26 protein-coding genes, 1 tRNA gene and 1 pseudogene are annotated in these 22,896 nt (G+C 57.3%); 11 read left to right on the forward strand and 17 right to left on the reverse strand.

Annotated elements, in window-relative coordinates; all coding sequences use genetic code 11:
- The 5 genes from Q0239_RS06495 to dcm form a co-directional block, all read right to left on the reverse strand.
- Window positions 1-253: hypothetical protein (locus Q0239_RS06495; protein ID WP_298600102.1), on the reverse strand; the 253-nt coding region annotated here is incomplete at its 3' end.
- Window positions 253-486 (reverse strand): hypothetical protein, encoded by a 234-nt coding sequence (locus Q0239_RS06500; protein WP_298600105.1) that lies wholly within the window; start codon window positions 484-486, stop codon window positions 253-255. The genes Q0239_RS06500 and Q0239_RS06495, both read right to left, overlap by 1 nt.
- Window positions 487-835: 349 nt before the next feature.
- The gene (locus Q0239_RS06505; RefSeq protein ID WP_298600109.1) at window positions 836-2,107 is read right to left on the reverse strand and encodes a type II restriction endonuclease; all 1,272 of its coding nucleotides are present in this window, start codon (window positions 2,105-2,107) and stop codon (window positions 836-838) included.
- Between the two features lie 102 nt (window positions 2,108-2,209).
- Window positions 2,210-2,668, reverse strand: coding sequence for a very short patch repair endonuclease (locus Q0239_RS06510; protein WP_298600113.1), 459 nt, complete (start codon window positions 2,666-2,668; stop codon window positions 2,210-2,212).
- Window positions 2,661-3,914, reverse strand: a complete 1,254-nt coding sequence (dcm, locus tag Q0239_RS06515) for a DNA (cytosine-5-)-methyltransferase (RefSeq protein ID WP_298600115.1) — start codon at window positions 3,912-3,914, stop codon at window positions 2,661-2,663. Before dcm ends, Q0239_RS06510 begins: the two co-directional genes overlap by 8 nt.
- 468 nt (window positions 3,915-4,382) lie before the next feature.
- Between dcm and Q0239_RS06520 the strand changes: the two genes are divergently transcribed.
- Window positions 4,383-4,598, forward strand: coding sequence for an AlpA family transcriptional regulator (locus Q0239_RS06520; protein ID WP_298600118.1), 216 nt, complete (start codon window positions 4,383-4,385; stop codon window positions 4,596-4,598).
- Between the two features lie 253 nt (window positions 4,599-4,851).
- On the opposite strand, the gene Q0239_RS06525 is transcribed toward Q0239_RS06520, so the two are convergent.
- A complete protein-coding gene (locus Q0239_RS06525; RefSeq protein WP_298600121.1) occupies window positions 4,852-6,075 on the reverse strand; it encodes a site-specific integrase in 1,224 nt (407 codons plus the stop codon).
- Window positions 6,076-6,270: 195 nt separating this feature from the next.
- Window positions 6,271-6,356 (reverse strand) — tRNA-Tyr (locus Q0239_RS06530).
- A 108-nt stretch (window positions 6,357-6,464) separates the two neighbouring features.
- Between Q0239_RS06530 and rlmB the strand changes: the two genes are divergently transcribed.
- The 3 genes from rlmB to Q0239_RS06545 are packed head-to-tail and all read left to right on the forward strand — an operon-like array spanning window position 6,465 to window position 8,965.
- Window positions 6,465-7,235, forward strand: coding sequence for a 23S rRNA (guanosine(2251)-2'-O)-methyltransferase RlmB (rlmB, locus tag Q0239_RS06535; protein ID WP_298600124.1), 771 nt, complete (start codon window positions 6,465-6,467; stop codon window positions 7,233-7,235).
- Window positions 7,236-8,342: a hypothetical protein gene (locus Q0239_RS06540; protein WP_298600127.1), complete on the forward strand. Its 1,107-nt coding sequence runs from the start codon at window positions 7,236-7,238 to the stop codon at window positions 8,340-8,342.
- Window positions 8,342-8,965 carry a DNA-3-methyladenine glycosylase 2 family protein gene (locus tag Q0239_RS06545; RefSeq protein WP_298600130.1) on the forward strand — a complete coding sequence of 208 codons (624 nt, stop codon included), beginning with the start codon at window positions 8,342-8,344 and terminating at the stop codon, window positions 8,963-8,965. The genes Q0239_RS06540 and Q0239_RS06545 overlap by 1 nt, the downstream gene beginning before the upstream one ends.
- Here Q0239_RS06545 and Q0239_RS06550 read toward each other — a convergent pair.
- Together Q0239_RS06550 and Q0239_RS06555 are read right to left on the reverse strand one after the other, a co-directional pair.
- Window positions 8,962-10,020 carry a hypothetical protein gene (locus tag Q0239_RS06550; RefSeq protein WP_298600133.1) on the reverse strand — a complete coding sequence of 353 codons (1,059 nt, stop codon included), beginning with the start codon at window positions 10,018-10,020 and terminating at the stop codon, window positions 8,962-8,964. The genes Q0239_RS06545 and Q0239_RS06550 overlap by 4 nt on opposite strands.
- 76 nt (window positions 10,021-10,096) lie before the next feature.
- Window positions 10,097-10,609, reverse strand: a complete 513-nt coding sequence (locus tag Q0239_RS06555; protein WP_298600136.1) for a hypothetical protein — start codon at window positions 10,607-10,609, stop codon at window positions 10,097-10,099.
- A gap of 112 nt (window positions 10,610-10,721) precedes the next feature.
- Between Q0239_RS06555 and Q0239_RS06560 the strand changes: the two genes are divergently transcribed.
- The gene (locus Q0239_RS06560; protein ID WP_298600139.1) at window positions 10,722-11,534 is read left to right on the forward strand and encodes an SDR family oxidoreductase; all 813 of its coding nucleotides are present in this window, start codon (window positions 10,722-10,724) and stop codon (window positions 11,532-11,534) included.
- A 23-nt stretch (window positions 11,535-11,557) separates the two neighbouring features.
- Here Q0239_RS06560 and Q0239_RS06565 read toward each other — a convergent pair whose 3' ends face one another.
- A complete protein-coding gene (locus Q0239_RS06565; RefSeq protein ID WP_298600142.1) occupies window positions 11,558-11,848 on the reverse strand; it encodes a 4a-hydroxytetrahydrobiopterin dehydratase in 291 nt (96 codons plus the stop codon).
- 49 nt (window positions 11,849-11,897) lie between these two features.
- On the opposite strand from Q0239_RS06565, the gene ccmA reads away from it, so the two are divergent.
- Window positions 11,898-12,515, forward strand: a complete 618-nt coding sequence (ccmA, locus tag Q0239_RS06570; protein WP_298600146.1) for a heme ABC exporter ATP-binding protein CcmA — start codon at window positions 11,898-11,900, stop codon at window positions 12,513-12,515.
- A complete protein-coding gene (locus Q0239_RS06575; protein ID WP_298600149.1) occupies window positions 12,512-13,159 on the forward strand; it encodes a heme exporter protein CcmB in 648 nt (215 codons plus the stop codon). Before ccmA ends, Q0239_RS06575 begins: the two co-directional genes overlap by 4 nt.
- A gap of 1 nt (window position 13,160) precedes the next feature.
- Here the strand turns inward: Q0239_RS06575 and Q0239_RS06580 are convergent, their stop codons facing one another.
- The 4 genes and pseudogenes from Q0239_RS06580 to mscL form a co-directional block, all read right to left on the reverse strand.
- Window positions 13,161-13,976: an SDR family NAD(P)-dependent oxidoreductase gene (locus Q0239_RS06580; RefSeq protein WP_298600152.1), complete on the reverse strand. Its 816-nt coding sequence runs from the start codon at window positions 13,974-13,976 to the stop codon at window positions 13,161-13,163.
- Entirely contained in the window at window positions 13,973-15,181 is a 1,209-nt protein-coding gene (locus Q0239_RS06585; protein ID WP_298600155.1) for a serine hydrolase, read from the reverse strand. The genes Q0239_RS06580 and Q0239_RS06585 overlap by 4 nt, the downstream gene beginning before the upstream one ends.
- A 22-nt stretch (window positions 15,182-15,203) precedes the next feature.
- A pseudogene (locus tag Q0239_RS06590) lies at window positions 15,204-16,479 on the reverse strand (class I SAM-dependent methyltransferase).
- A gap of 20 nt (window positions 16,480-16,499) precedes the next feature.
- The gene (mscL, locus tag Q0239_RS06595; RefSeq protein WP_298600158.1) at window positions 16,500-16,916 is read right to left on the reverse strand and encodes a large conductance mechanosensitive channel protein MscL; all 417 of its coding nucleotides are present in this window, start codon (window positions 16,914-16,916) and stop codon (window positions 16,500-16,502) included.
- Window positions 16,917-17,073: 157 nt separating this feature from the next.
- Between mscL and Q0239_RS06600 the strand changes: the two genes are divergently transcribed.
- From Q0239_RS06600 to Q0239_RS06615, 4 genes are read left to right on the forward strand one after another with little or no spacing between them, the layout of a single operon-like run.
- Complete coding sequence (locus tag Q0239_RS06600) at window positions 17,074-17,676, forward strand: LemA family protein (protein WP_298600161.1); 603 nt, start codon at window positions 17,074-17,076, stop codon at window positions 17,674-17,676.
- Window positions 17,677-17,699: 23 nt separating this feature from the next.
- A complete protein-coding gene (locus tag Q0239_RS06605) occupies window positions 17,700-18,524 on the forward strand; it encodes a TPM domain-containing protein (protein WP_298600164.1) in 825 nt (274 codons plus the stop codon).
- An 8-nt stretch (window positions 18,525-18,532) separates the two neighbouring features.
- On the forward strand, window positions 18,533-19,216 hold the full coding sequence (locus Q0239_RS06610; protein ID WP_298600179.1) for a hypothetical protein: 684 nt from the start codon (window positions 18,533-18,535) through the stop codon (window positions 19,214-19,216).
- On the forward strand, window positions 19,216-19,734 hold the full coding sequence (locus Q0239_RS06615) for an NUDIX hydrolase (RefSeq protein ID WP_298600166.1): 519 nt from the start codon (window positions 19,216-19,218) through the stop codon (window positions 19,732-19,734). The genes Q0239_RS06610 and Q0239_RS06615 overlap by 1 nt, the downstream gene beginning before the upstream one ends.
- Here Q0239_RS06615 and Q0239_RS06620 read toward each other — a convergent pair.
- The 3 genes from Q0239_RS06620 to Q0239_RS06630 all read right to left on the reverse strand — a co-directional run.
- Window positions 19,727-20,008 (reverse strand): ETC complex I subunit, encoded by a 282-nt coding sequence (locus tag Q0239_RS06620; protein ID WP_115548913.1) that lies wholly within the window; start codon window positions 20,006-20,008, stop codon window positions 19,727-19,729. The two genes, Q0239_RS06615 and Q0239_RS06620, sit on opposite strands and share 8 nt — an antisense overlap.
- A gap of 46 nt (window positions 20,009-20,054) precedes the next feature.
- Window positions 20,055-22,478 (reverse strand): ATP-dependent helicase HrpB, encoded by a 2,424-nt coding sequence (gene hrpB / locus Q0239_RS06625; protein WP_298600173.1) that lies wholly within the window; start codon window positions 22,476-22,478, stop codon window positions 20,055-20,057.
- A 6-nt stretch (window positions 22,479-22,484) separates the two neighbouring features.
- A partial coding sequence (locus Q0239_RS06630; protein WP_298600176.1) for a polyprenyl synthetase family protein occupies window positions 22,485-22,896 on the reverse strand: 412 nt, incomplete at its 5' end.

Here is a 22,896-nt window from a genome sequence, read left to right on the forward strand (position 1 = left end):
CATATTCCGAAGGTTTTCGTCCTGTAGCTTGCCAGTGTACACTGAGGGCTTCATACGCCTCGGGAAATTCTTCCGCATTCGCATTCCCGAGCGACACCACGATGCGAACGGGTTTTTTGGGGTCTTCAATCGCATCAAGAGAGTTTTGGAAAGACTCGCGAATAATTGCCTGGCTAGGGCTGCCGGAAAAGAACTCTCCCAGCTTTGATTCTGCGATTGTGTCCTCATACGCAGCTTCCCTGAAATGCCACATCAGACATCCCCCCTGAGTGAGAACTTGCCTTTCGAGCCCAAACTCGCTTCCGCAAACCTTCGCTTCATTTCACGGACTTCGGCGTCGATAGCGCGGAAGATTCTCTGGTAGTCAGCCTCTTGGAACTCATAGTTTCCGGTGTTGGACAAGTTTCCAATCAACTGGATTTGCTTGATCGCGTTATTGACTCTTTTTTCCGCCAGTTCGACAAACTTGTCTCGCTTCCTGCCCATTGCACGCCCCTCATTTTCGATTCGCGCCGCATATCTGCTTTATGGCTGACATATGGTCAATACATTTTTCATATGTACTGATATTTTAGCATTTGTAGATAGTTTTCTGCATAGAATTTGATCTGAAAATGAATATAATTTCAATATATTATCGATGTGAGAATCTAAGGCGCTTTGACTGCAAGATTGATTCGTTTCGGGCCGGAATTGGAGTGGTCATGGCCCAGTTCACCGACAATGCGAATGCGGTGAATAAGAGAATTGCGGGATGAGCTAGCAACGTACATATGCCCGGACCCCTATAAACCCATCGCCCACAGCCCCGCACACCTCAAAAATTAAACCATTTTCAGGGCCAAGCCACCATCCTCCGGCCCCTCAGTTCGCCCCTGAAAAACGTCGCAAAGTCCAGCACGTTGTCGTGACCGACATATTCCGTGTCCTTCGACTTCTTCAGCCCTTCCGGAACGACAAGTGATATGCCCAGCGATGCCATGTCCTCAATGGCGTTGGCAGCTATCGTCTCATCCACCGTGGCAAGGAACAGGTCGCTTCCTTCCATTTCCCGTTGCACCTGTTTCCAGCGTTCGCGTAGCGTTGTTTTGGCGCTCAGGATCAGACCGCGAGCCGCGCCTTCGAGCGGTTTCCGCAAATGCACCAGCGAAGGCAGCACAAAATCCGGTCGTTTGCGTGCATCCATAACGACCTGTTTGGCGAAGGGCACATTGCCAGCGACCAGCATGGCCTCGATCTGGTGTTCGAACGAATAGCCAGCGCGTGATTTCCGTTGCTGGCTGGCGGAGAGCATGATCGCGTCGATTGCGCCGGTAGCGTCTACCAGTCGCCGGACCACACTCTTCATATCGATTTTGACGGCATCGTCACCCAGAACCGCCCGCACCAATTCGACGGCCCGTTCGCGACGCTGGAACTCGCGGAACATTTCCCATTCGATCACGCGGCTGATTTCACGTATCGCATCGCCGGGATGCTCCAAGGTAAAGGGATCAAGTGCTGCTAACTTGTGTCGTTCCAGAAACGCGGTCCTTGCCATGGCAGCAAGTTCCACGGTGACCGGCATTTTCGCGCGATCAGCCGCAAAGGCGGCAATGTTGCCTGCAAGCCAGGCCAGCGCGACCTCTTCGGCAAAATCCATGATCCGGTCACGTTCCCGCGCAAGAATGTCGCATGGATCAAGGATGCCGGAAATGAAGGTAATATCCAACCCGAGAGTGTCAGCCAAAACGATCGCCTCATCTGAATTCGAGTCTATGCTCAGGCAGACAAAGCCGGGTTCGCCGTCCCAGTCTGCGCGAACCATGACGAGCCATGAGGCAGGGGACAGGTCGGAAAACGCCTGTTTGGGAACGCCTGTCATGTGCGTTTCCGGTCCCTTGCTGGTATAGTGAACCAGTCGGCTCTTTCTTTCGATGCCGAATTGAGGCCAAGCCGTTCGAAACCATGTCTCGCGTATTTCGCGTGCTTCGGGATCGTCACGATCCTTGGCCACCAATGGCGGGAAAAAGCCGCTGTCCCGTTCGCGGGGCGGAACATAGACACCTGCTTGGTGCTTGTTGGACAAGCGCGCCCAGTCCCGGTCATTGTTGGACAGCTTTTTCACAAAAAGTCTGTCGGAATTCCGTAACAGGTCCGCAAGCAAGTCACTGCTCGAATCTTCTTCAAACATGTCAAACTGTTGTGGCATTCTGTCTCCGGACACTGATCAGTCAGGTGCTGCAACTATCTCGATACCGTGCAGACCTGAATGAAGCCAGTCTTCAAGCTGATCTGCAACAGTATCGACCGGTATTCTGCGCTTTCCCTTGAGCGCGCACTCCCAGACAATAGCCCTGCGCCATCCTGCCTCCGCAAGTTTCTGCGTGTTGATCAGGTCATTGTACCGGTTCTTGCTGATTTTCGCCTGCCAGAATTCGACCCTGCTTCCAGGCCAGCGGAACAGATGGCATTCATGGCCATGCCAGAAGCAGCCATGAACAAGGATGACGGCGCGGAACTTCGGAAACACAAGATCAGGTTTTCCCGGTAAATCCCGCGCATGCAGCCTGTAGCGCAATCCGCGCGCGTGTAATGCGCGCCGGACAATGAGCTCGGGTTTGGTGTCCTTCCCCCTGATCCCCGCCATCATCCGGCTGCGGACTTCGGGGGAGACGATATCAGCCATGCGCCAGCATGGGCTCGCGAACATCGGTTGCCTGAACCGTCCGTTTGCCGGTTTCAGCGCGGATATGCGGGGCCATGATCCGGGCAACGGCACGGACAACTGGCACCACGACTGCGTTTCCGAACTGGCGGTAGGCCTGTGTGTCCGAGACAGGGATAACGAACTTGCTGCCCTGCGGCTCTTCAAAGCCCATAAGCCTCGCGCATTCGCGCGGGGTCAGGCGTCGGGGACGGTTGCCAGGTTGCAAGACCAGGCATTCGGACCCGTCCTTGTGGTAGCGCGCCGAGAGGGTCCGCGACACATCGTTCGGGCCGAAGACCGAATAGCCAAAGCCGTTGCCAGCCTTGGCGTGCTTCTCCTTATAGCCCTGCAGATAGTTCCAGAGATGCTCGGTCAGCGTGTATTTGGGATCAACCTTGCGCTCCAGAATGTCACCCAGAACCGGCATGCGTCCTTCCGGAATCTCCAGATTGTCAAAATCGAAGGCAGAGCCGTCACGGAATCCGACTATGAAGACCCGTTCACGCTTTTGCGGAACCCAAGGGGCTGAGCTGATCACGCGATAATCGACCTGATAGCCAAGCTCATTGGTCAATACATGCATGATTGTGGCGAAGGTCCGGCCGCCGTCATGCCGCTCAAGGTTCTTCACATTCTCAAGCAGGAACGCTTGGGGGCGGTGATGCGCTATGATCTTGGCAAGATCATAAAACAGCGTCCCCTGCGTATCGCACAGGAAACCATGCGGACGACCAAGAGAATTCTTCTTGGATACGCCCGCAATAGAGAAGGGCTGACACGGGAAACCGGCGAGGAGGACATCATGTTCCGGCACCTTCCGGGGTTCCTCCGCATAAGGGCGAATATCCCCCGCAAACTCGTGCTCAATGGGATTATCCCGGAAGTTGGCGGCATAGGTCTGTCGCGAGTATTTGTCCCATTCGGCGGTAAAAACACATTTGCCGCCGATTTCCTCAAACGGTCTGCGCAGACCGCCGATGCCTGCGAACAAATCTATGAAACGGAAACGTGTTTCTGTTCTGGCAACCGGCAATTTGGGAACACCCGCTGCGGCCATCCGTAACATGAAATCCATCGCAAGAGGAGCAGGCTCTGAGCCACGCGGACCCATTGTTTCATAACGACGGACCGAACGTTCAGTGACGCGCAACAGTTTCGCCGTCTCTTCGACCGAAAGGCCCGCCCGTTCCCGCAGTTTTGCAAATTCGGTTCGAGGGTCGAGCATGGCATTCTCCACTGGGACTCATTTGGACATCCTGTCCGTTCTTGTCCCAGTGTTGAAACATTTGCAGAACATGATCAAGGGGGCTTCGGAAATAATATCGTATTCTTCGAAATATTTCGCCGCCACTGGTGCCTACCGCTACCAGTTAAAGAAATAAGCATGCCCGAATCGGGCGCAGATTTCGTCCTTAGTCGACGGGAATTTACGCCTGCGACGTCCGTCATTGTCGTCAGTTGCGCACGGGAAGGTTTCATCGGCTGGATTTGTCGTTCGCCATGGCTCGCCAAGACCGTCCGTCCATACTCGCCCATATTCGTTTCGAACCGTTCGTAACCGTTCGCTGCCTAGTGCCGCCGAATGTGCGCCTGCGTTTACCGGCACCCAAAACGCACTTGCATCACTGATTTTCAACGCCAATCGTTGGTCCAGAGGGGTGCCAACGACTGCCAAAGAATGGAAGCACGTCCCATGTCCGACCTTGAAAGAATTATCCGCCTTAAAACCGTACTGGCTCGCACCGGGCTGTCCCGCTCCACCATGTACCGCAAGATCGCCGAGGGCACCTTCCCGTGCCAATTGAAAATCAGCGTTCATGGCGCTGGCTGGCGAGAGTCAGCGGTCAACCGCTGGATCGCCAATCCGACTGCTTATCGTGAAGAACCGCTGGAGCAATCCTGCCCATAGCCGCCGCAGCAGCTGGTCTAAATGTCGCTTCACGATTGCGCCAATTCGATGCGCTCATGGCAATTGCGATAACTAATCGACGTCGGCTGCCTCGCCCGTGCGATACAGCCCCCACTCATTCAACAGTTGGACACGCGCACCAGGCTGTTGCCATGTGCCAAGTTAAGTTGTGCGGCGATAGGCGGCTTGCACCGCATCAGGTGTCTTGTGAGCCATTGCCACCACTACCACGGCATCGGCAAATCCTAGGTAATCACTGACCGCTGGAATCCGAGCCGCTAGAACAATATTCTCCCCAAGCGTCCATAAGTCGCACTCTCGGCCCGGGATTGTCCGGCGTCCCGAGATAGGTCGTGCGACGATAGGCGGCTTCCGTTGCGTCAGGTGTCTTGTGCGCCTTTGCCTTGTCGACCACCTCTTTGGAAAATTCTGTCTGGTCCGCTGCCCAATCTGTCAGCGAAGAGCGAAAACCATGCACGGTAAATGGCTTTCCACCGGGGCCCATATCGCCATGGGTCAAGTCCCTCAGGCATTTCAACAGCGTCATATCGCTCATTGGCCCGCCGTTGACACAAGGGAACACCAAGTTGGTCCCACCCAGTCGATAGGCCCCTGCCCGCTCCAACACCGCCAGTGCCATGTCGCTTAAAGGGACGATATGCGCCTTGTTGCGTTTCATATGTTCGGCAGGAACGGTCCAAAGCCGGTTTTCTAGATCGAATTCATCCCAAGTTGCAAAACGCAGCTCCTGACTGCGCACACAGGTCAGGATGATCATTTCCAGTCCCAGCCGTCCGAATGACGGTTTGCGCTGCAAAGTTTTGATAAAGGCCGGGATCTGCGCATAGGGCATCGCTTCACGATGTTCTTGTTCCTTTTGCTGCCTTGGCAATCCCCGCCCCGCTTTCAGGCTGCCATTACCGCTTGGCGCTTCGCTGGAGCGCCAGCCCTTGGCATGGGCATAGTCAAGGACGACGCAAATCCGGTTGCGCACCTGCCGCGCCGTATCAGGAATGGTTTGCCAAATGGGGCTTAGCGTGGCGATGATGTCAGCTGCCGTTATTGACCCCGTCGCTTCCTTGCCTAGTCTGGGGAAGGCATATGTTTCCAAGCCGGCCAGCCATTGCCGTGCATAGGTTTTGCTTTTCCAGCCACCCTCATTTTCGGCATGATATTGGATCGCTGCTTCTTTGAACGTCACCTTGGCTGCATTTGCGTCCTTGCGTTCCGCCAGTACATCGCGCCGTTCGACCTTGACGGCAGTCCGCAATTCTCGCGCCTTTTCCCGCGCTATCGCCAACGTGACCAGTTTGGCGCTGCCTATGCCAATATCCCGCCGTTTGCCGTCATGCTGGAGGCGCAAAAGCCAGGAAGCCCCTCCCCGCTTGTCCACTTTAAGGAAGAGCCCATCCCCATCCTGATAGGTACCGGGAGTCGTCAGATGAGCCTTGACCGCTATCGCTGTGAGTTTTCCCATGAATTTACCCCCACATTCTCCCCCCTTAAATCGGAAGGCCCAAGTGTGGGGGAAAGAAATCCTCCCCCCACTTACCCCCACACTAGGCCTGAGATGCAGTGAAATATCATGCGACGCAGGGGGAGGAACATAGCGAGTATACACTAGGTTTTCTGGGATTTCCAGCACTTTTGAGGATGTCTTGGGAGGAGTAAATGGTGGACAGGGCTGGATTCGAACCAGCGTACGGAAAACCGGGCAGATTTACAGTCTGCTGCCTTTAACCACTCGGCCACCTGTCCACTTTTCCACGGGGCGTTGCGCGAGGCAAAGGGCCGGTCCCGAAGAAGAAGCGGCCTATTGGCGAAACGCCGCTTGCCTGTCAATGGCCGAGATGGAATAGCGGCAAAATGAGTTCACATAAAAGCCAACGCCGCCGGGGTGCGGCCCAAACCAGTGGCAATCCCAAATTCTGGGGGCGCCATGCCGTAATCGCCGCGCTTGAAAATCCGGAACGCCGCGTCCTTAAAATCTGGGGCACACGCGAAGCGATGTCGCAAATCGATGTACCACAGGGTGTTCCCTTCCAGTTTTGCGAAGGATCCGATCTGGCTCGCTTCGTGCCAAAGGATACGCCGCACCAAGGGATTGTCGCCGAGGTCGCCCCGCTGGAGGACGTCTGGCTGTCCGATATACTCGATTCCCATGAAGAGGATGACCGACCGATCCTGATCCTCGATCAGGTCACCGATCCACATAATGTCGGCGCAATCTTCCGTTCGGCAGCAGCCTTCGATGCGATTGCGGTGGTGACGCAGGATCGCCACGCGCCCCCCGAATCGGGCGTACTGGCAAAAGCGGCCTCCGGCGCGCTGGAGGTGGTGCCATGGGTTCGCGTCGTTAACCTCGCCCGCGCGCTGGAAGAAATAGCCGAGCATGGCTATTGGCGCATCGGCCTTAGCGGTCATGCCGATACCAATCTCGACAAGGCGCTCGCGCCGCGCCGCAATGCTTTGGTGCTCGGCGCCGAAGGCGAAGGCATGCGCGCCAATATCGAGGATCATTGCGACCAGCTGGCAAAGCTGCCAATCAGTGAACAGATGGAAAGCCTGAACGTCTCCAACGCCGCAGCGATTGCGCTCTATGCCGCCGCGACCCTGCGCCAATCGAAAGTCGCCTGAATGCATTTCAAGAAAATCGCCGCCCTTGGCCTGGCTGTTGTTGCCCCCCTTAGTCTTTCGGGGTGCCTGCTGTTGCCCGGCGAGTTCAATTCGGAAATGACCGTGATGGCCGACGGCCAATTTGCCTTCAGTTATAAAGGGCAAATTCAGCTAGTCGGCCTTGCCAATTTGCTCAACGAAACGCTCGACAACGAAAGTGGCAGCGCCGAATTTGTAGCAGCCTGCTATGGGCCGCTTCCTGAAGCTGAAAAGAGCGAGGAAGAGCAAAAGAAAGAGAAGCGGCGGGAAAAAGCCGCCGCCAAAGCAGCTGCAGATGCTGCTGCCGCTGATGCCGCATTAGCCGAAATCGCCGCTGACACAGCAGGCACTGCCGCATCGAAAACCTCACAAGAGGATTTCACCCAAGAAGCCGAAGTGGAGGCCGATGCAGCAGCAGCGGCTGAAGATGCGGCTGCCGAAGCCGCTGCTGCGGTTGAGTCGATGGAGGACGATTATAGCGAGCGTGAATGCACTACCGCTGAAGTCGAGCAGCAGAAAAAGGATTGGGACGAACAGCAGGCCGCCTCCAAAAAGGAGAAGGAGCAGGCTAAGAAGATGTTCGCTGCCATGCTCGGAGGTATCGACCCCAGCAACCCGAAGACCATCGAACGCTTCACCAAGGAAGTCGAGCGGCTGGCAGCCTGGAACAAGGTGGAGCATTTGGGCAACGGCCTGTTTATGATCGACTATTCGACCAAGGGCCGTCTGGCAGATGATTTCGCCTTTCCGGTTATCCCGCGCTACGCACTGGGCAACCCGATGATCCATGTCACACGCTGGGACAATGGTCGCGTTCGGATCGAGGCGCCGACATTCCATAACGACGCCGACGTCTCGTTGATGTCGCTAATGGGTGCAGGATCGATGATCCCCGGAATGGGATCGGCGAAGAAAAATGTCGAACCGGTTGAGGTCAAGGGCACCTTCATAATCCGTACCAATGCGAAGATCATGGCCAACAATACCGATGAAGGGCCGATTGACGAAGGTACCATGCAGGTGCTGCGCTGGGATATCGGCCCGAAGACGTTCGGACCGCCGATGGCCTTACTGAAGCTGGTGAACTGATGGGGCTGACTGCCGAACAGATCAAGCACTCGCTCGACACGCTGGCGGGAAAGGAAAGGCGCTTTGCAATCGCGTTGGAGCAAGCTGGCTATCCCGAGCCGCGCATCCGCGAACGGGGCTATACGACGCTGCTGCGAACGATCGTCGGGCAGCAGGTGAGTGTCTCTGCGGCTTCCTCGATGTGGAACAAGTTGGCGGCCAAGCTGGGCGAGGACTGCGCACCGGAGAAACTGCTGGCCGAAGATTTCGACAGCCTGCGTGCCTGCGGCCTGAGCCGCCAGAAACAAGGCTATGCGCGCAGTCTTGCCGATCTGGTTGTTTCCGGTGCACTACCTCTCGATGCGCTGCCTGACGACGATGAGGAGGCAATCGCCTATCTGACCAAGGTCAAAGGCATTGGCCGCTGGTCAGCCGAAATCTATCTGCTCTTTGCCGAAGGACGCCCCGACATTTGGCCGGCTGGCGATCTGGCGGTGCAGGAAGGTGTGAAGCGCATCCTGTTACTCGATGAGAGGCCTACCGAAAAGCCGACGCGCGAAGTCGCCGAAGCCTGGCGGCCGCACCGCGGTGCCGCCGCAATCTTTACCTGGCACTATTATGCGACGGGTTTTGAGGCTATCTAAGCTTCGCGGCCAAATTTGCTGAAATCGGCATCGACGACCTCAAAATAGTGATTGAGCCGCTCCCCATAGCGGGCTTCCAATGCTTGCCATTCTGCGCGCGTTAAAGCCAGAAATGCTGCTGTATCGTTGCCATCCGACGCCGTACAGTATCGCAGCTCAAATTCCGGTCGCACCACTTTGTTCAGAGCGATCAGCGTCGTATCCCGATCCGCATAGTCATTGGGATAGTTGACGCGATGCTGGACTCCCCGATAGCTGATGATCAGGTCGAGGCTGTCGTCATCGAACCAGCCTTTCAGCTCACCGGTTTGGAGAATATGTTCGCACTGGGTAACGATGTCATCGTCGCTCTCGCGATGATCGACCCACAGCACAAATGCATGTTCGACATCGCCGTAGAACATATCGTCAAAGGTTCTTGGGTCACCGTCTTCGATATATTCGATGATATGATCCATCTTGTTCGCGGGATTGATATCAAACACTCGCTCGGCACGGGGTGGCAACGGTTGCACGACCTCGGCAACCGGCGCGGCGTCTCTACGATGGCGGGCCTTATCTAACGATCCTGGCAGTTCAAGATAGTCGTACCAGACGTTTAATGCCTCAAGCAATCGGGCGACATCGTCTACGCTGTGCGTTACAGGCATAAGGTCGCTGTCGATATCGGGATCATCCAGATGCCCCTTATGGAAACTGCACAAGGCATCGCCGGCAAGCGCGATCATTCCGGTTTCTCGCGGCATCCACCATTCGAGCGCGCGGTCAATCCGTTCAAACTGCGGATGACCCGATTGTATTTTTCCACGCTCGGCAAGCCGAGCCTGAAAGTCGGCATGGACCATCAGGATGCAATATCCGGGTAATCCCCTGTGGATTACCATATCCTTGCCGGTCAAGCTGGCCCATTCGAGTATGTCATTGACCTGACCAATTATGCGCGAGGATGACTCTCTATTTTCGCGCCGCCGAATTTTCGCTTTCCGGTTTCGAACGATTTTCACAGCCAGCCATGCGAGCCAAAGGAGCAGGATAAAGCCAGCCGGTATCAACATAAGTCAGGGTAGTGACCTCGTGCCGCGAGCTATGCAATGCCGCCTTCGCACCGGTACTTCGCCAGACCCTCCGGCTTTAAAGCTTCAACGCTGGATTGAGCTTCATCACTTCAAGCACAAAAGATTTCGGCTTTTTGAAAAACTTGCTCTTTCGGTTCACCGACAGACCGAGCAACGCCGCTGCTTCCATCACGAAATGGACGCAATTGCGCTTGTTCAAACTATAGCTCTTGCCCGGCATGCTGCGCCAGCGTTCGACGTGGTCGATCAGCTTACGATATTCAGCGTCAGATAAACGCAAAGTGAAATGCGGGTTGCTGCGCGACACATATTTGGCATCCTTGGTCTCAATCATGCCCTTAACCGAACCCATCAAGATCGCGGGTGAGACGCTGACTGCGGTGAAGCCGTAATTGGTGTCAACCTTTTCGCCGGTGGCATCGACCGTTCCCTTCAATCGGATGAATGCATGGGGGAAATAGTCACCGAAATCATGGCTGTAGAAGGTTGCTACAACTTCCGCACGAGCCTGTCCCGGCGTTGTCGCCAACAATGCTGCAACCAGGATTGAAATGAATAAGCGAAACATCTGCATAGGTGACGGTTGATTATCGCTCTCCATTGCATGCTGCAAGTAAGGGTTGACCCGGCGGGTGATTTGCTGTGCTTACAGCAATGCAAATAAGAGGGAGAGTCGAGCCATGTCCAGCAACCGCAAAAGCATTTTCGTAACCGGCGCCGCTTCTGGCCTGGGACGTGAAGTCTCGCGATACTTTGCCGGTAAGGGCTGGTTTGTGGGGCTGGCGGATGTCAACGAAGCGGGTCTCAAGGAAACTGCCGATATGCTGCCCGCCGGTCAGTGGTCTATCCACAAGCTAGACGTGACCAACCGCCCGCAATGGAAGGAGGCGGTGGCCGAATTCGCGAAACACACCGGCGGCAAGATGGACGTGCTGTTCAACAACGCCGGCGTCGGCACCGGCGGACCAATTCAGGATATGACCGACGAAGAAATCGACCGGATGATTGCCATCAATGTTACCGGCGTCATCAACGGAATCCGCGCCTGCTTCCCCTATCTACAAGCCACCCCTGACAGCTGTGTTCTCAATACCGCATCAGCAGCCGGGATTTACGGATCGGCCGGTCTTAGCGTCTACAGCGCAACCAAATTCGCCGTACGCGGCCTCACTGAAGCGCACGATATTGAGTGGCGTGAACTGGGCATAAAATCCCGCTCACTGATGCCCGGTTTCATCGACACCAACATCATCGGCGCGGTCGATCCCAGCTCCAACCAGACAGGCAAGGAACGATTGCTCGAGGCAGGCATAGAAGTCAGCCCTGTTTCGATCATCGGTCCCGCCGCTTGGGAAGCCGTACACGGGGACAAGGTGCACACGCCCGTCAACAAGCTGGCAAAACAGCTCGCCTTCGCCGCGCGCTGGTTCCCGGGTCGCTTGCGCAGACAGTTGTCGACGATGCAGGGTATCGAGACGGTGGTGAAGAACTGAAAAGTTAAATGTGTCGCCTTGTATTAGGCGAACCCATCAATCGCGGTCGCTAACGAAATGTCGCGTTCGGACAAACCACCTGCATCATGTGTGGTCAGTAATATTTCGACACGGTTGTAGACGTTGAACCATTCAGGGTGGTGGTCAGCCTTTTCGGCAAGGATCGCCACCCGGCTCATAAAGCCGAAGGCTTCGGCGAAATCAGAAAAGCGGAATGTGCGCCTGATACCGCGCGCTTCGCTATCATAGCTCCAGTCAGTCAATCCTACCAAAGCGGCTTCGCGTTCGCCTGTGTCCAGTTCCCGAACAGCCATCTCACTCTCCTGCCTTTGCTTTTTACGCGCGCCGTGCCTATGTCGCGCCATGCCGGACAGTCAAGCTGCATCGCCAAACATTGCATTGCACCGCGTCGCGATCATTCGCGGCAGTCGGGTCATTCTGCGCGATTTCGATCTTGAGGTTGAAAGCGGCGAATTGATCTGGGTTCGCGGAGCCAATGGCAGCGGCAAGTCGACGCTGTTCCGGGCACTTTCCGGCCTGCTTTCGGTCGCGTCGGGGGAGGTCAGCATCAGCGGCGCGATCGCACTGTGCGATGACAATCTTGCCCTCGACCTTGACCAGCCCCTCGGAAAAGCAATCCGTTTCTGGACAGGCCTTGACGGCATCGACCCGGCAAGGCTGGAAGCAGCGCTGGAAACGCTCGACCTGATTGGTTTGGCGGATTTGCCCGTGCGGTTACTATCTGCAGGTCAAAAACGACGCGGCGCTTTGGCGCGGTTGTTGGCCAGCGACGCGCCAATCTGGCTGCTCGACGAACCCTATAATGGACTTGACCAGGCAAATGTCGCCCGTCTGGATGCGGCCTTATCCCGCCATACTGAAAAAGGCGGGATCGCGCTGGTTGCGTCGCATATCGCACCGACCGTCAACGTCACCCGAAGCCTTGTTATCGACCGGCCAAAGGCGGAGTTGACCGCATGAACGGTTTTGCAAACATAGCCTGGCGCGAGGTCCGCATTGCATGGACAGGCGGCGGGCTGTGGCTGCCGATCGTGTTTTACCTTGCGGTGGCAACACTGTTTCCTTTTGTTACCGGCCCGGACAAGGTACTGCTGGCGCGAGTGGGGGGTAGCATCCTCTGGATAGCGGCATTGCTCGCCAGCCTGCTCCCCATCGAACGGCTGGTGCTGCCCGACCGCCAATCCGGCGTACTTGACCAGTTGGTGCTGCGCGGATGGGCGGATGAATGGATCGCTGCGGCCAAGATTGCAGGCCACATTGTCGGCTTCGGCATCCCGTTGCTGCTCGCCACGCCGGTTGCAATCGCCCTGCTCGGCGTGCCCGATGCACAGGCAAAGACATTGATAATTGGCCTGGCCCTCGCTTTGCCCGCCTTTGCCGGTCTAGGCGTGACAATCGCTGCGTTGACCGCTGGCCTCAACGGCGCATCGGCGCTGGGAGGATTGTTGCTGGTGCCATTGGCGATTCCGATCCTGATTTTCGGAGCGGGAACTTTGGACGATTCAGCCAACAACGCGTTGCAACTTCTCGCAGCCACAAGTTTGGCGATGACAGCCTTATCGCCTTTCGCTGCCGGGGCAGCATTGCGCGCCGCCCGCGACTGATTCAGTTATTCTCAGCCGCCATTTTCTGCGCATAACCCTGCGCCACCATCGCCTCAACCATGTCGAAAAGCTTGTCGGGCTCTTGCGCGCGCATCACCGGAATCGCCGCTTCCATGCCTTCAGCCACTACAATCTCCCGCTTGCCCACTTCGAGGGCATCCCAGATCGTCTTCGCAACATCGGCGGGATCAAGTCCGTTGTCGATGGCAGCATCGCTGACACCTCGGACGGAACCGTCAGACGACAAGGCATTGCGCGAGACATTGGTGCGCACTGAACCCGGGGCCACAACGAGCACCTTGATCCCCTGCCCCGCAATTTCGCTTCGCAACGAATCCGCATAGCCGACAAGGCCATGCTTGGCGGCGCAATAGGCTGTGCGCATCGGCACGCCCGCTTTGCCCGCAACGCTTGAAATCATAACGATGCCGCCCGAACCGCGCGCCAGAAGGTGCGGCAGCAAGGCCTGCGTCAACGCAATTGGTGCAAGCAGATCGACATCGACAATCTTCCGATACACCGACATGTCGGTATCGATGGCAAGCGAGCGTTGAGAGATGCCCGCATTGTTTACCAGCACATCAACATTACCTGCAAAAGCTACAGCCTTTTCCACCATGGCCGGGATGGCTGCATAGTCGGTGCTTTCAAATGGCAGCACCAGACAGCGGTCGGGTGCATGGGCAGCCACTGCCTCCAATGCCGCGACATTGCGCCCCGAGAGCACACAGCGCCCACCGCGTGCCAGCCATTCTTTGGCCAACCCCTCACCAATGCCCGACGATGCGCCGGTTATCCATGCTGTCTTGCCGCTCATTTCACATCCTCCGGAAAGGACGCCAGTTCGTCGTCCAGTGCCTTCTGCACGGCTTTGTAGAATGCCTCACGCCCATCCTGCCCCGCCGGGTCGGTGGCGCGCGGCCAGTTGCCGTTTGACGCGATCACCAACTTGCGCTTGGGATCGATGAAAATGCCCTGGCCGAAAATGCCTTGGGCTGCATAGCTGCCATCATCATAGGTCCACCATTGAAAGCCATAGCCTCTGCCGGGCACGCCAATATCGGCCTGCTTGGTGGTCGCCGATGCTATCCAGCCATCTGGCAAGATCGCCTTGCCGTTGACCATGCCGCCACCAAGGATGAACATCCCGAAGCGGGCGTAATCGCGGGTCGATGCCTGGATGCAGCAGCCGCTGATTTCATGGCCAGTCGATCCGAGCAGCCAGCTTCCGTCCTGTTCCATGCCGAACGGTGCCCAGACTTTTTCGGAAAGATAGTCGGACAATTTCTTGCCCGTTGCCTTGCTGACAAGAACGCCGATGAGATTTGTTTCGCCTGTCTTGTAGACCCACTTTGTGCCCGCCGGAGCCTCACGCGGCAGCTTGCGCATATAGCTTACGGTGACGTCGATGCCCGGTTCGGCCTTATGCTCGTTGAAGCGCGCGACGTCAGATTTGGGATCTTCATAATCTTCATTCCATTTGATGCCCGAGGTCATGGTCAGCAATTGCGCAATGGTGACATCGTCATAGGCCGATCCCTTCATTTCGGGGATGTATTGCGTCACCTTGTCATCAAGACTCTTGATATAACCATCCTTGATTGCCGCACCGACCATCGTCGAGGTCAGCGACTTGGCAACCGAAAAGCTGGTCCATTTGCCATTGCCATCGAAATCGAGGCCATATTTTTCAAGTCGAATTTGGCCATTGTGGACAATGACGAGGCCCGCGGTGCGCTGCGCCTTCATATAGGCATCAACGTCGATACCCGGCTTCAGTTCTGCTCCTTTGGGGAGCGGAAAGACCTTGCCCCCTGCCTCAATGATGTTCGCCTTGGCGAGAACCGGCAAACGGTCCATCGTGCGGAAGGCAGCATCGCGTTGTGGAATTGACCAGAACAGGACGTTGCGATCGGTTGGCAGATTTGCCGCCAGATTGCGCATATCCTTGTCCATCGTTAGCCAGCCGATGCCGAGCACCGCCGCTGCCACGACCAACAGGCCGATAATCCATTTCTTCATGCTGTCCCTCTCCCGTACGGCTTCAGCTTTTGACCAAGGTCACCTGCGCCACATTGATTCCGCCTCCACGGAACCCGCCCTCACAATACATCAGGTAAAAACGCCAAAGCGCAACGAATTTTTCGTCGAATCCTGCAGGCAAGCGCCTTTCCGCTACGGCAGCCTCAAAGCATTTGCGCCACAAGCGGAGCGTTTCTGCATAATGCTCGCCATAATCGACCTGATCCTCCCAGCGCAGTCCTCGCTCCTCTGCCAGTGCGCGGAAACGACTCTCGGAAAGCAGCATTCCGCCGGGGAAGATATATCGCTGGATGAAATCCTGACCGTCGGCATATTGCTCGAAAATATCATCCTCGATGCGGATATATTGCAGCGCCGCCCGCCCGCCGGGTTTTAGGCAGCGGGCGATGCAATCGAGATAGGCGGGCCAATATTCCTGCCCCACCGCCTCGACCATCTCGACGCTGGCGATGGCATCATATTGGCCGGTGACATCGCGATAGTCGGTCAGCGTGATCTTCCAGTCGCGCTTCTCAGCCAGCCGCGTTTCGGCAAAGCGGATCTGTTCGGGCGACAGGCTGATCCCGTGATAAGCAATCGATGCGCGCTCGAGTGCCGCTTCGGCCAATCCCCCAACCACAGCCGATTTCGAGCAGCCTATCGCCATCTTTCAAGCTCAGCCGATTGAGAATGAGGTCGATCTTGCGCCGTTGGGCTGCCTCCAACGTCTCTTCACCCGGAGGGAGTTTCGCAAAAACGGCGCTGGAATAGGTCATCGTCGCATCGAGCCAGGACGCGTAGAAATCATTCCCCAGATCGTAATGCGCCTCGATATTGTCGCGCGCATGCTTGCGGGTGTTACGATGAAACCATTGCGCGATGCGCCCCGCGATGCGGGCGACGCCCGACGCCCGCCCGACGCTGCCCAAGGCAACGCGATTGCGCATGAACAGATCGAAAATCGGGACCAGATCCGGGCTGGACCATTCCCCCGCCATCCAGCCTTCGTACCAACCGATAGATCCGCCGCGCACGAGACGAACGAGCGCACGCCAGTGATGAACATGGACAACAGCTTGCGGGCCCGGAAGGCGGTGACCGAGCAAGCGCTTGGTCCCATCCGGTAAATGCCCTTCGATTGCACCTTCCGCCAAACCGGCGTCGATCCGGTCAAGAATGGCATGGAAAATGTGCGCCGAAGCCTTGCCATACCAGCCAACAAAAAGGCCGCCCCTCGACCCCGGCAGATGGTTCTGCTGGACGAGGTGGCGGCCCCTTTTTTGTTCCGGCGCATTCATTGCGCCAGTTTAGTCTGCGATTACTTCTTCTTCAACTCGTCGCGAATTTCGGTGAGCAAATCGACTTCGCTCGGGCCGTCGGCGGCTGGCGGTGGCGGCATGACCTTGTTGGCCTGACGCACGATCAGGAAAATGACGAAAGCGAGAATCAGGAAGTTGATGATCGCGGTGATGAAACTGCCCCAAGCGAAAACATTTGCACCCGCCGCTTTCGCCGCAGCCAATGACATCCCGGCCTGAACTTTGTCCGCACCGCCCAGAACGATGTATTTCGCCGAAAAGTCGGTTCCACCGCCGGTTACCAACGAAATCACAGGCATGATCAAATCGTCCGTCAATGACGAAACGATTTTACCGAATGCAGCACCAATGATCACACCGACAGCGAGGTCGAGTACATTGCCACGGGCAATGAAAGCTTTGAATTCACTTAACATTAGACGTCTCCCCATAGGCTTTTTGACCTACATCCATGGTAAACATATTGTAACATGTGTCGAGAGGCCGAGATGTAACTTTTTCGGTGATTGAAACGCGGTTGTAGCTGCCCTATCTTTGCAATACACAAAGGCTTTCCGGGGAAGGAGTACCCTCATGCGTTCCGATCTTGCCAAATTCCTGCTTGTACCTGTTGCTGCCGTTTCGGTGGCCGGTTGCGGCATCAACAGCGTGCCGACCGCCGAAGAAAATGCGAAAGCGGAGTGGGCCGATGTTCAGGCCGCATTTCAGGAACGCAGCAATCTGATCCCCAACCTCGCCGCGGTTGTCAAAGGTGCGGCCGCGCAGGAAAACAAAACGCTGACCGAAGTTATCGAGGCGCGCGCCAAAGCAACTTCGGTTACCCTGGCACCGGGCGATCTGAGCGATCCAACAAAGATGGCGGCTTTCCAATCGGCACAGAATAATCTGTCAGGCAGCCTGTCGCGCTTACTGGTGTCGGTCGAACAATATCCGCAATTGAAAAGCCAGGAAGGCTTCCTGAAATTGCAGGATCAGTTGGAAGGTCAGGAAAACCGCATCCGCATCACGCTGCGTGATTACAACGAAGCAGTGCGTCAATATAACACGACAATCCGCACCTTCCCCGACATCATCGGCGCGAAAGTGATCCACGGCGCCAAGCCAATGGTTCCCTATGAAGCGTCGACGCCGGGTGCTGAAGTCGCACCCAAACTCGACATGGCACCAACGCAGTAACGCCGCTGAACCGGACCAAGCACATGCTCAGGGCCTTTGCCCTTTTCCTCGCGACGCTAAGCGTCTTCATCGGCAATCATGCGTCCGCGCAGGATTTTCCGAAACTGACCGGCCGCGTGGTCGATCAGGCAGATTTGCTGTCGCCTGAGCAGGAAGCATCGTTGACAGCCAAGTTGGCGGGGCTGGAATCGCAGTCCAACCGCCAGCTGGTCGTTGCTACGATCAAGGATCTGCAGGGTTACGAGATCTCGGACTATGGCTATCGGCTTGGCCGGACATGGGCGATCGGGCAGGATGGCAAGGGCGAGAGCGAAAAGGATAATGGCGCAATCCTGATCGTTGCGCCGAATGAGCGCAAGATGCGTATTGAGGTGGGCTATGGCCTCGAACCCGTGCTCACCGATGGTTTATCGTCGAGCATCATCCGCAACGACATCACACCCTTTTTCAAAGCTGGTGATTTCAACGGTGGCATCAATGCCGGCGTCGATCGCATCGTCACACAGTTGACCCTGCCCCCCGAGGAAGCAGCGAAAGTAGCCGAAGAAGCCGCTTTGGCCGAAACACGCTCGAACGACGATGGGGAGGCCGTCTTTCTCGTCATCTTCTGGCTGTTCATATTCCTCTTCTTCATCCTGCCCATCATCATCTCGATTGCGCGCGGCGGCAAAAAGCATCGGCGCGGCCGCGACAAGCATTGGGGCGGCCCGGTGATCATCTGGGGCGGTGGCGGCTCTAGCTGGGGCGGCGGCAGTAGCGGCGGTTTCGGCGGTGGCAGCTTTGGCGGCGGAGGCTTCTCCGGCGGCGGCGGTAGCTTCGGCGGCGGCGGTGCCTCGGGGGGATGGTGAGCATGGCTTTGCGCAAGATCAGCCATGTCAGCGAAGCCGATCACCAGTTGGTGACTGCGGCGGTAGCCGAGGCGGAACATCACACCAGCGGTGAAATCGTGACCATCGTCACCGACCTGTCCGACGATTATGCCGATATCGCGCTGTCATGGGCGACAATGATCGCCTTCCTCGCACTGTCTGTCGTTGCCGTGTTCCCCGATTTCTATCTGGGACTGGTCGACCGTGCATTGGGCGGTTGGGAACATGAATGGACAGCGAGTGAATATCTCGCTCTCATTTTCTTGTTCATGGGTGGCAAATGGTTAGGCACCTGGCTTCTCATGAAATGGATGCCCTTGCGGCTGTTGCTGACGCCCAAGCATATCAAGATGCGCCGCGTGCGCGCTCGCGCGATCGACCTGTTCAAGGTCGGTACCGAAAGCAAAACCGTCGGACGCACCGGCGTGCTGCTCTACCTTTCCATGCGCGAACACCGGGCTGAAATCGTTGCCGACGAAGCCATCGCCAGCAAGGTAGCGCCCGAAGTTTGGGGTGATGCCATGATCGCATTGATCGATAACCTTCGCGAAGGCCGCCCCGGCGAAGGCATGGCCGAAGCGGTGCGGCAAATGGGCGTAGTGCTCGCCGAACATTTCCCCAAAGGCAGCGAAAACCCCAATGAATTGCCCGACAGGCTGATCGAAATCTGATGAGCGACAGTGAGATTGAGGAAATCGTCTGGCAGGGCAAATTCGTTACCGCCAAGCGCAAGGGCAAATGGGAATTTGTGAGCCGGTCGCGCGGGATAAAAGCAGCTGTCATCCTAGCGGTCGAGGACGGGCATGTCCTGCTGGTCGAGCAATATCGCGTGCCACTGGGCAGGAACTGCATCGAACTGCCCGCAGGCCTGATCGGCGACGAAACCGAAGGCGAAGACCCGCTGGAGGCGGCAGGCCGCGAATTGGAGGAAGAAACCGGTTACCGCGCGGCTAAGCTGGAATCGCTCGGCGAATATTATTCGTCACCCGGCATGGTCAGCGAAAGTTTCACGCTGGTGCGAGCTTCAGGTTTGACCAAGGTGGGTGAAGGCGGCGGTACGGACGGAGAAGACATCATCGTGCACCGTGTTGCCCTAAGCGCGCTTCAGGGCTTTCTGGACAAAAAACGCAGTGAAGGCATGGGCGTTGATGTACGCCTTCTAATACTTTTGGGCCCGCAGCTTATCTGAAATTGTCGGCGTAAGCCTGCAGCTTCAGCACCTTTGGCGCAGCCGGGATCACCGTGTAGCTGATACCATTTTTGTCGGCATAGGCCTTGGCCGCCTCGAGCGTCGCAAATTTCAGGTTCAACTGGCGACGCGTATCGGCAGAACCGGCCCAACCCATCAGCGGATCAGGGCGCTGCGCGTCGACGGGGTTATATTCCAGCACCCATTGTCCGGTTCCGTAACGGCCCGATTGCAGCGCATTTTTCGATTTCTGGACGATCCGTGCCTGAGTCATAACTACCCCTTCTGCAGCGGCCCTTTCGCCGATTTAGGCGCGCCAATCAAGTGCGCGATTGCGCCTTTTTGGTCTTGAGACTGGCAACCGCAGCCGTCGGATCGTCAGGCCAGTTGTGCTTGGGGTATCGGCCGCGCATTTCCTTGGCAACATCGGCCCAGCTACCTTTCCAGAATCCGGGCAAATCTCGTGTGGTCTGGATCGGGCGGCCTGCCGGGGAAGTGAGCGACAGCACCAGTGGAGTTCGATCGGTTCCGATGGTGGGATGTTCCGCAAGCCCGAAAAGCGCCTGTACGCGCAATTCGACCAACGGTCCGCCATCCGCCGCATAGTCGATGGCGTGGGTGGTGCCTGCAGGCGAGGTGAAGTACGCCGGTGCCAGCCGCTCGATAGTCTGCTGATTTTCCCAACCCAGCAGTCCAAGCAACGCATTGTGCAATGCACCAGTATCAATTTCGGACAATCGCCGCTTGCCGCCCAGCAAAGGTGCGAGCCACATCTCGAGTGTCTCGCCTAGCTCAGTGTCGCTTAAGCCCGTAACCCCTGCCCATTGCGCCCGTTCGCGCAGCCGTATCGAGGCATCGCTCCACGGTAGCAGGCCGATCCCATGTTCGCGCACGCCCTCCAGCAAGGCTGCGGCAATAGCTTCCAGATCGGCCTTGGCGTCCTGCCCCTTCGATAGCGTTATCGCACCCAGCCGACGACCGCTTTCGGTACGCACAACGCCGGTTGCCGGATCAAAGCTTGCGTGAGCGCCGCTAATAATGCGGCTGCCATAGAGCGCCTCGATTTCCGCAAAATCGATTGCTGCTGCCGATAGTATCCGCGCGCCCGATGCGGCTCCTTGGATATCGGCAACCGCCAACCATTCTTCCTTAGCAAGCGGGTGTGCAGGATCGAGCCGATACCCCCTGCCCCCAACGCTCAACCAATTTTCGCCCGAGGCGTCACGGCGCTTGGCGATGCGGTCCGGGAAAGCGAGGGCGATGGCCATAGCGACGCTCCCCTCCGATTTGTCATTCGACGTCGAGGGGGCAAGTTGCGACCAGCGCATAGCCAATCTCCGCGCCGCCTCTGCCCTTTGGCCGCGCTCGAAGCGCCAGCGTTCCAGCCGCCGTTCGAGATCGGTGTCATTGCCGCCAAGTCCGCGTTCGGACAGCAACACGGCGACTTCGACCGCGAGTTTGCCGAACCCCAGTCCCGAGGCCGTGACCAGCATATGCGCGATCCGCGGTGGCAGCGGCAGGCGCGCAATTGCGTGCCCATGTTTGGTAGGGCGTCCGTCCCCGTCGATTGCCTCCAGTTCGGCCAATCGCGTGCGCGCTTCGTCAATCGCTGCTTTTGGAGGAGGATCGATCCATTGCAGCGACGCTGGATCGCTAACACCCCACAGCGCGCAATCGAGCAACAAAGGCGAAAGATCGGCTTCCAATATCTCTGGCGGATCGAATGGCGGCATGCCTGCGGTCGCAGCTTCTTCCCACAAGCGATAGGCGACGCCCGGCCCCTGCCTTGCGGCACGCCCTGCCCTTTGCGTCACCGCCGCCTGACTGGCGCGTTCGGTGACCAGCCGGGTCGATCCGGCTGCGCGATCATAACGGGCGCGCCTTGCCAGACCGCTGTCGACAACGATGCGGACGCCGTCGATCGTCAGGCTGGTTTCGGCAATGGAGGTGGCGAGGATGACTTTTCGATTGGTGCTTTTACGAATGGCTGCACGCTGTTCGGCAGGGTCCAAACTGCCATGCAGCCGATGGATTTCAGCAGACATCCCCTCCAGCCGTTCCGCCGTCCGTTCGATTTCGGCGACACCGGGCAGGAAAGCCAGCACATCGCCTTCCTTCTCCTCGGTCAAAGCTCGGCGGATGGCAACTGCCATTTCATCCTCAATCCGTGCCTCGGCCTTGCGCCCGATATGGCGCAATTCGAGTGGCCAGGATTTGCCTTCACTTTCGATGACCGGCGCATTCATCAACTTGGCAAAGCGCCCACCATCGAGCGTGGCAGACATAGCCACCAGTCGCAGATCGGGCCGCAACCCGCCTTGAGCATCAAGGGCCAAAGCCAAGCCAAAATCGCTGTCGAGGCTGCGCTCATGGACTTCATCGAACAGCACCGCCGAGACCCCCGCAAGCTCGGGATCGTCCTGAATGCGATTGCGGAATATGCCTTCGGTCAGAACCAATATGCGAGTTTTGGCCGATTGTTTGCTATCCATTCGGGTCGCATATCCAACCAACCCACCAACAGGCTGACCCGACAATTCGGCAATTCGTTCTGCAGCCGCTCGTGCAGCGAGGCGGCGCGGAGACAAAAGCAATATTTGGCCGTCGCACCATGGCTCTCCCAGCAAAGCCGAGGCGACCATCGTCGTCTTGCCAGCGCCCGGCGGTGCAATGAGCACAGCATTGGAGCCCGCGACAAGCGCGGCCTTCAGTTCCGAAAGTACAGCTTCGACAGGAAGGGTCACGCCGCCTTAATAGGCGCGGGCAATGGCAAACTCCACCGCCTCGACCAAGGCATCCTTGGCAGCGCTGGCAGGGAACGGGCCGAGAGCATCGATCGCTCGCTGACCATAATGACGGGCGCGTTCGAGTGTGTCGTCGATCGCATTATATTTACGCAGCAGGCTGGTGGCATAGGCCAGATCGTCGGCGCTGACTCGGTGGCCAAGCATTGCATTGTGCCAAAAGCTTTTTTCCTCCGCATCGCCACGGCTGTGGGCGAGGATGACCGGCAAGGTTACCTTGCCGTCGCGGAAATCGTCGCCCGCATCCTTGCCCATCGTTACGCCATCGGAGACATAGTCGATGGCATCATCGACCAGCTGGAAGGCGATGCCCAGATTGCGGCCATAGGCATCAAGCGCCAGTTCGTCCGCCTCGGGA

The organism is uncultured Sphingorhabdus sp. (genome assembly GCF_937872355.1).
GTDB lineage: Bacteria > Pseudomonadota > Alphaproteobacteria > Sphingomonadales > Sphingomonadaceae > Sphingorhabdus_B.

Excerpts from the sequence above, each read along its gene's own strand:
- Q0239_RS06500 (WP_298600105.1), bottom strand. The coding sequence starts at position 486 with ATGGGCAGGAAGCGAGACAAGTTTGTCGAACTGGCGGAAAAAAGAGTC.
- Q0239_RS06510 (WP_298600113.1), bottom strand. The coding sequence starts at position 2,668 with ATGGCTGATATCGTCTCCCCCGAAGTCCGCAGCCGGATGATGGCGGGG.
- dcm (WP_298600115.1), bottom strand. The coding sequence starts at position 3,914 with ATGCTCGACCCTCGAACCGAATTTGCAAAACTGCGGGAACGGGCGGGC.
- Q0239_RS06520 (WP_298600118.1), top strand. The coding sequence starts at position 4,383 with ATGTCCGACCTTGAAAGAATTATCCGCCTTAAAACCGTACTGGCTCGC.
- Q0239_RS06525 (WP_298600121.1), bottom strand. The coding sequence starts at position 6,075 with ATGGGAAAACTCACAGCGATAGCGGTCAAGGCTCATCTGACGACTCCC.
- rlmB (WP_298600124.1), top strand. The coding sequence starts at position 6,465 with ATGAGTTCACATAAAAGCCAACGCCGCCGGGGTGCGGCCCAAACCAGT.
- Q0239_RS06540 (WP_298600127.1), top strand. The coding sequence starts at position 7,236 with ATGCATTTCAAGAAAATCGCCGCCCTTGGCCTGGCTGTTGTTGCCCCC.
- Q0239_RS06545 (WP_298600130.1), top strand. The coding sequence starts at position 8,342 with ATGGGGCTGACTGCCGAACAGATCAAGCACTCGCTCGACACGCTGGCG.
- Q0239_RS06550 (WP_298600133.1), bottom strand. The coding sequence starts at position 10,020 with ATGTTGATACCGGCTGGCTTTATCCTGCTCCTTTGGCTCGCATGGCTG.
- Q0239_RS06555 (WP_298600136.1), bottom strand. The coding sequence starts at position 10,609 with ATGTTTCGCTTATTCATTTCAATCCTGGTTGCAGCATTGTTGGCGACA.
- Q0239_RS06560 (WP_298600139.1), top strand. The coding sequence starts at position 10,722 with ATGTCCAGCAACCGCAAAAGCATTTTCGTAACCGGCGCCGCTTCTGGC.
- Q0239_RS06565 (WP_298600142.1), bottom strand. The coding sequence starts at position 11,848 with ATGGCTGTTCGGGAACTGGACACAGGCGAACGCGAAGCCGCTTTGGTA.
- ccmA (WP_298600146.1), top strand. The coding sequence starts at position 11,898 with ATGCCGGACAGTCAAGCTGCATCGCCAAACATTGCATTGCACCGCGTC.
- Q0239_RS06575 (WP_298600149.1), top strand. The coding sequence starts at position 12,512 with ATGAACGGTTTTGCAAACATAGCCTGGCGCGAGGTCCGCATTGCATGG.
- Q0239_RS06580 (WP_298600152.1), bottom strand. The coding sequence starts at position 13,976 with ATGAGCGGCAAGACAGCATGGATAACCGGCGCATCGTCGGGCATTGGT.
- Q0239_RS06585 (WP_298600155.1), bottom strand. The coding sequence starts at position 15,181 with ATGAAGAAATGGATTATCGGCCTGTTGGTCGTGGCAGCGGCGGTGCTC.
- mscL (WP_298600158.1), bottom strand. The coding sequence starts at position 16,916 with ATGTTAAGTGAATTCAAAGCTTTCATTGCCCGTGGCAATGTACTCGAC.
- Q0239_RS06600 (WP_298600161.1), top strand. The coding sequence starts at position 17,074 with ATGCGTTCCGATCTTGCCAAATTCCTGCTTGTACCTGTTGCTGCCGTT.
- Q0239_RS06605 (WP_298600164.1), top strand. The coding sequence starts at position 17,700 with ATGCTCAGGGCCTTTGCCCTTTTCCTCGCGACGCTAAGCGTCTTCATC.
- Q0239_RS06615 (WP_298600166.1), top strand. The coding sequence starts at position 19,216 with ATGAGCGACAGTGAGATTGAGGAAATCGTCTGGCAGGGCAAATTCGTT.
- Q0239_RS06620 (WP_115548913.1), bottom strand. The coding sequence starts at position 20,008 with ATGACTCAGGCACGGATCGTCCAGAAATCGAAAAATGCGCTGCAATCG.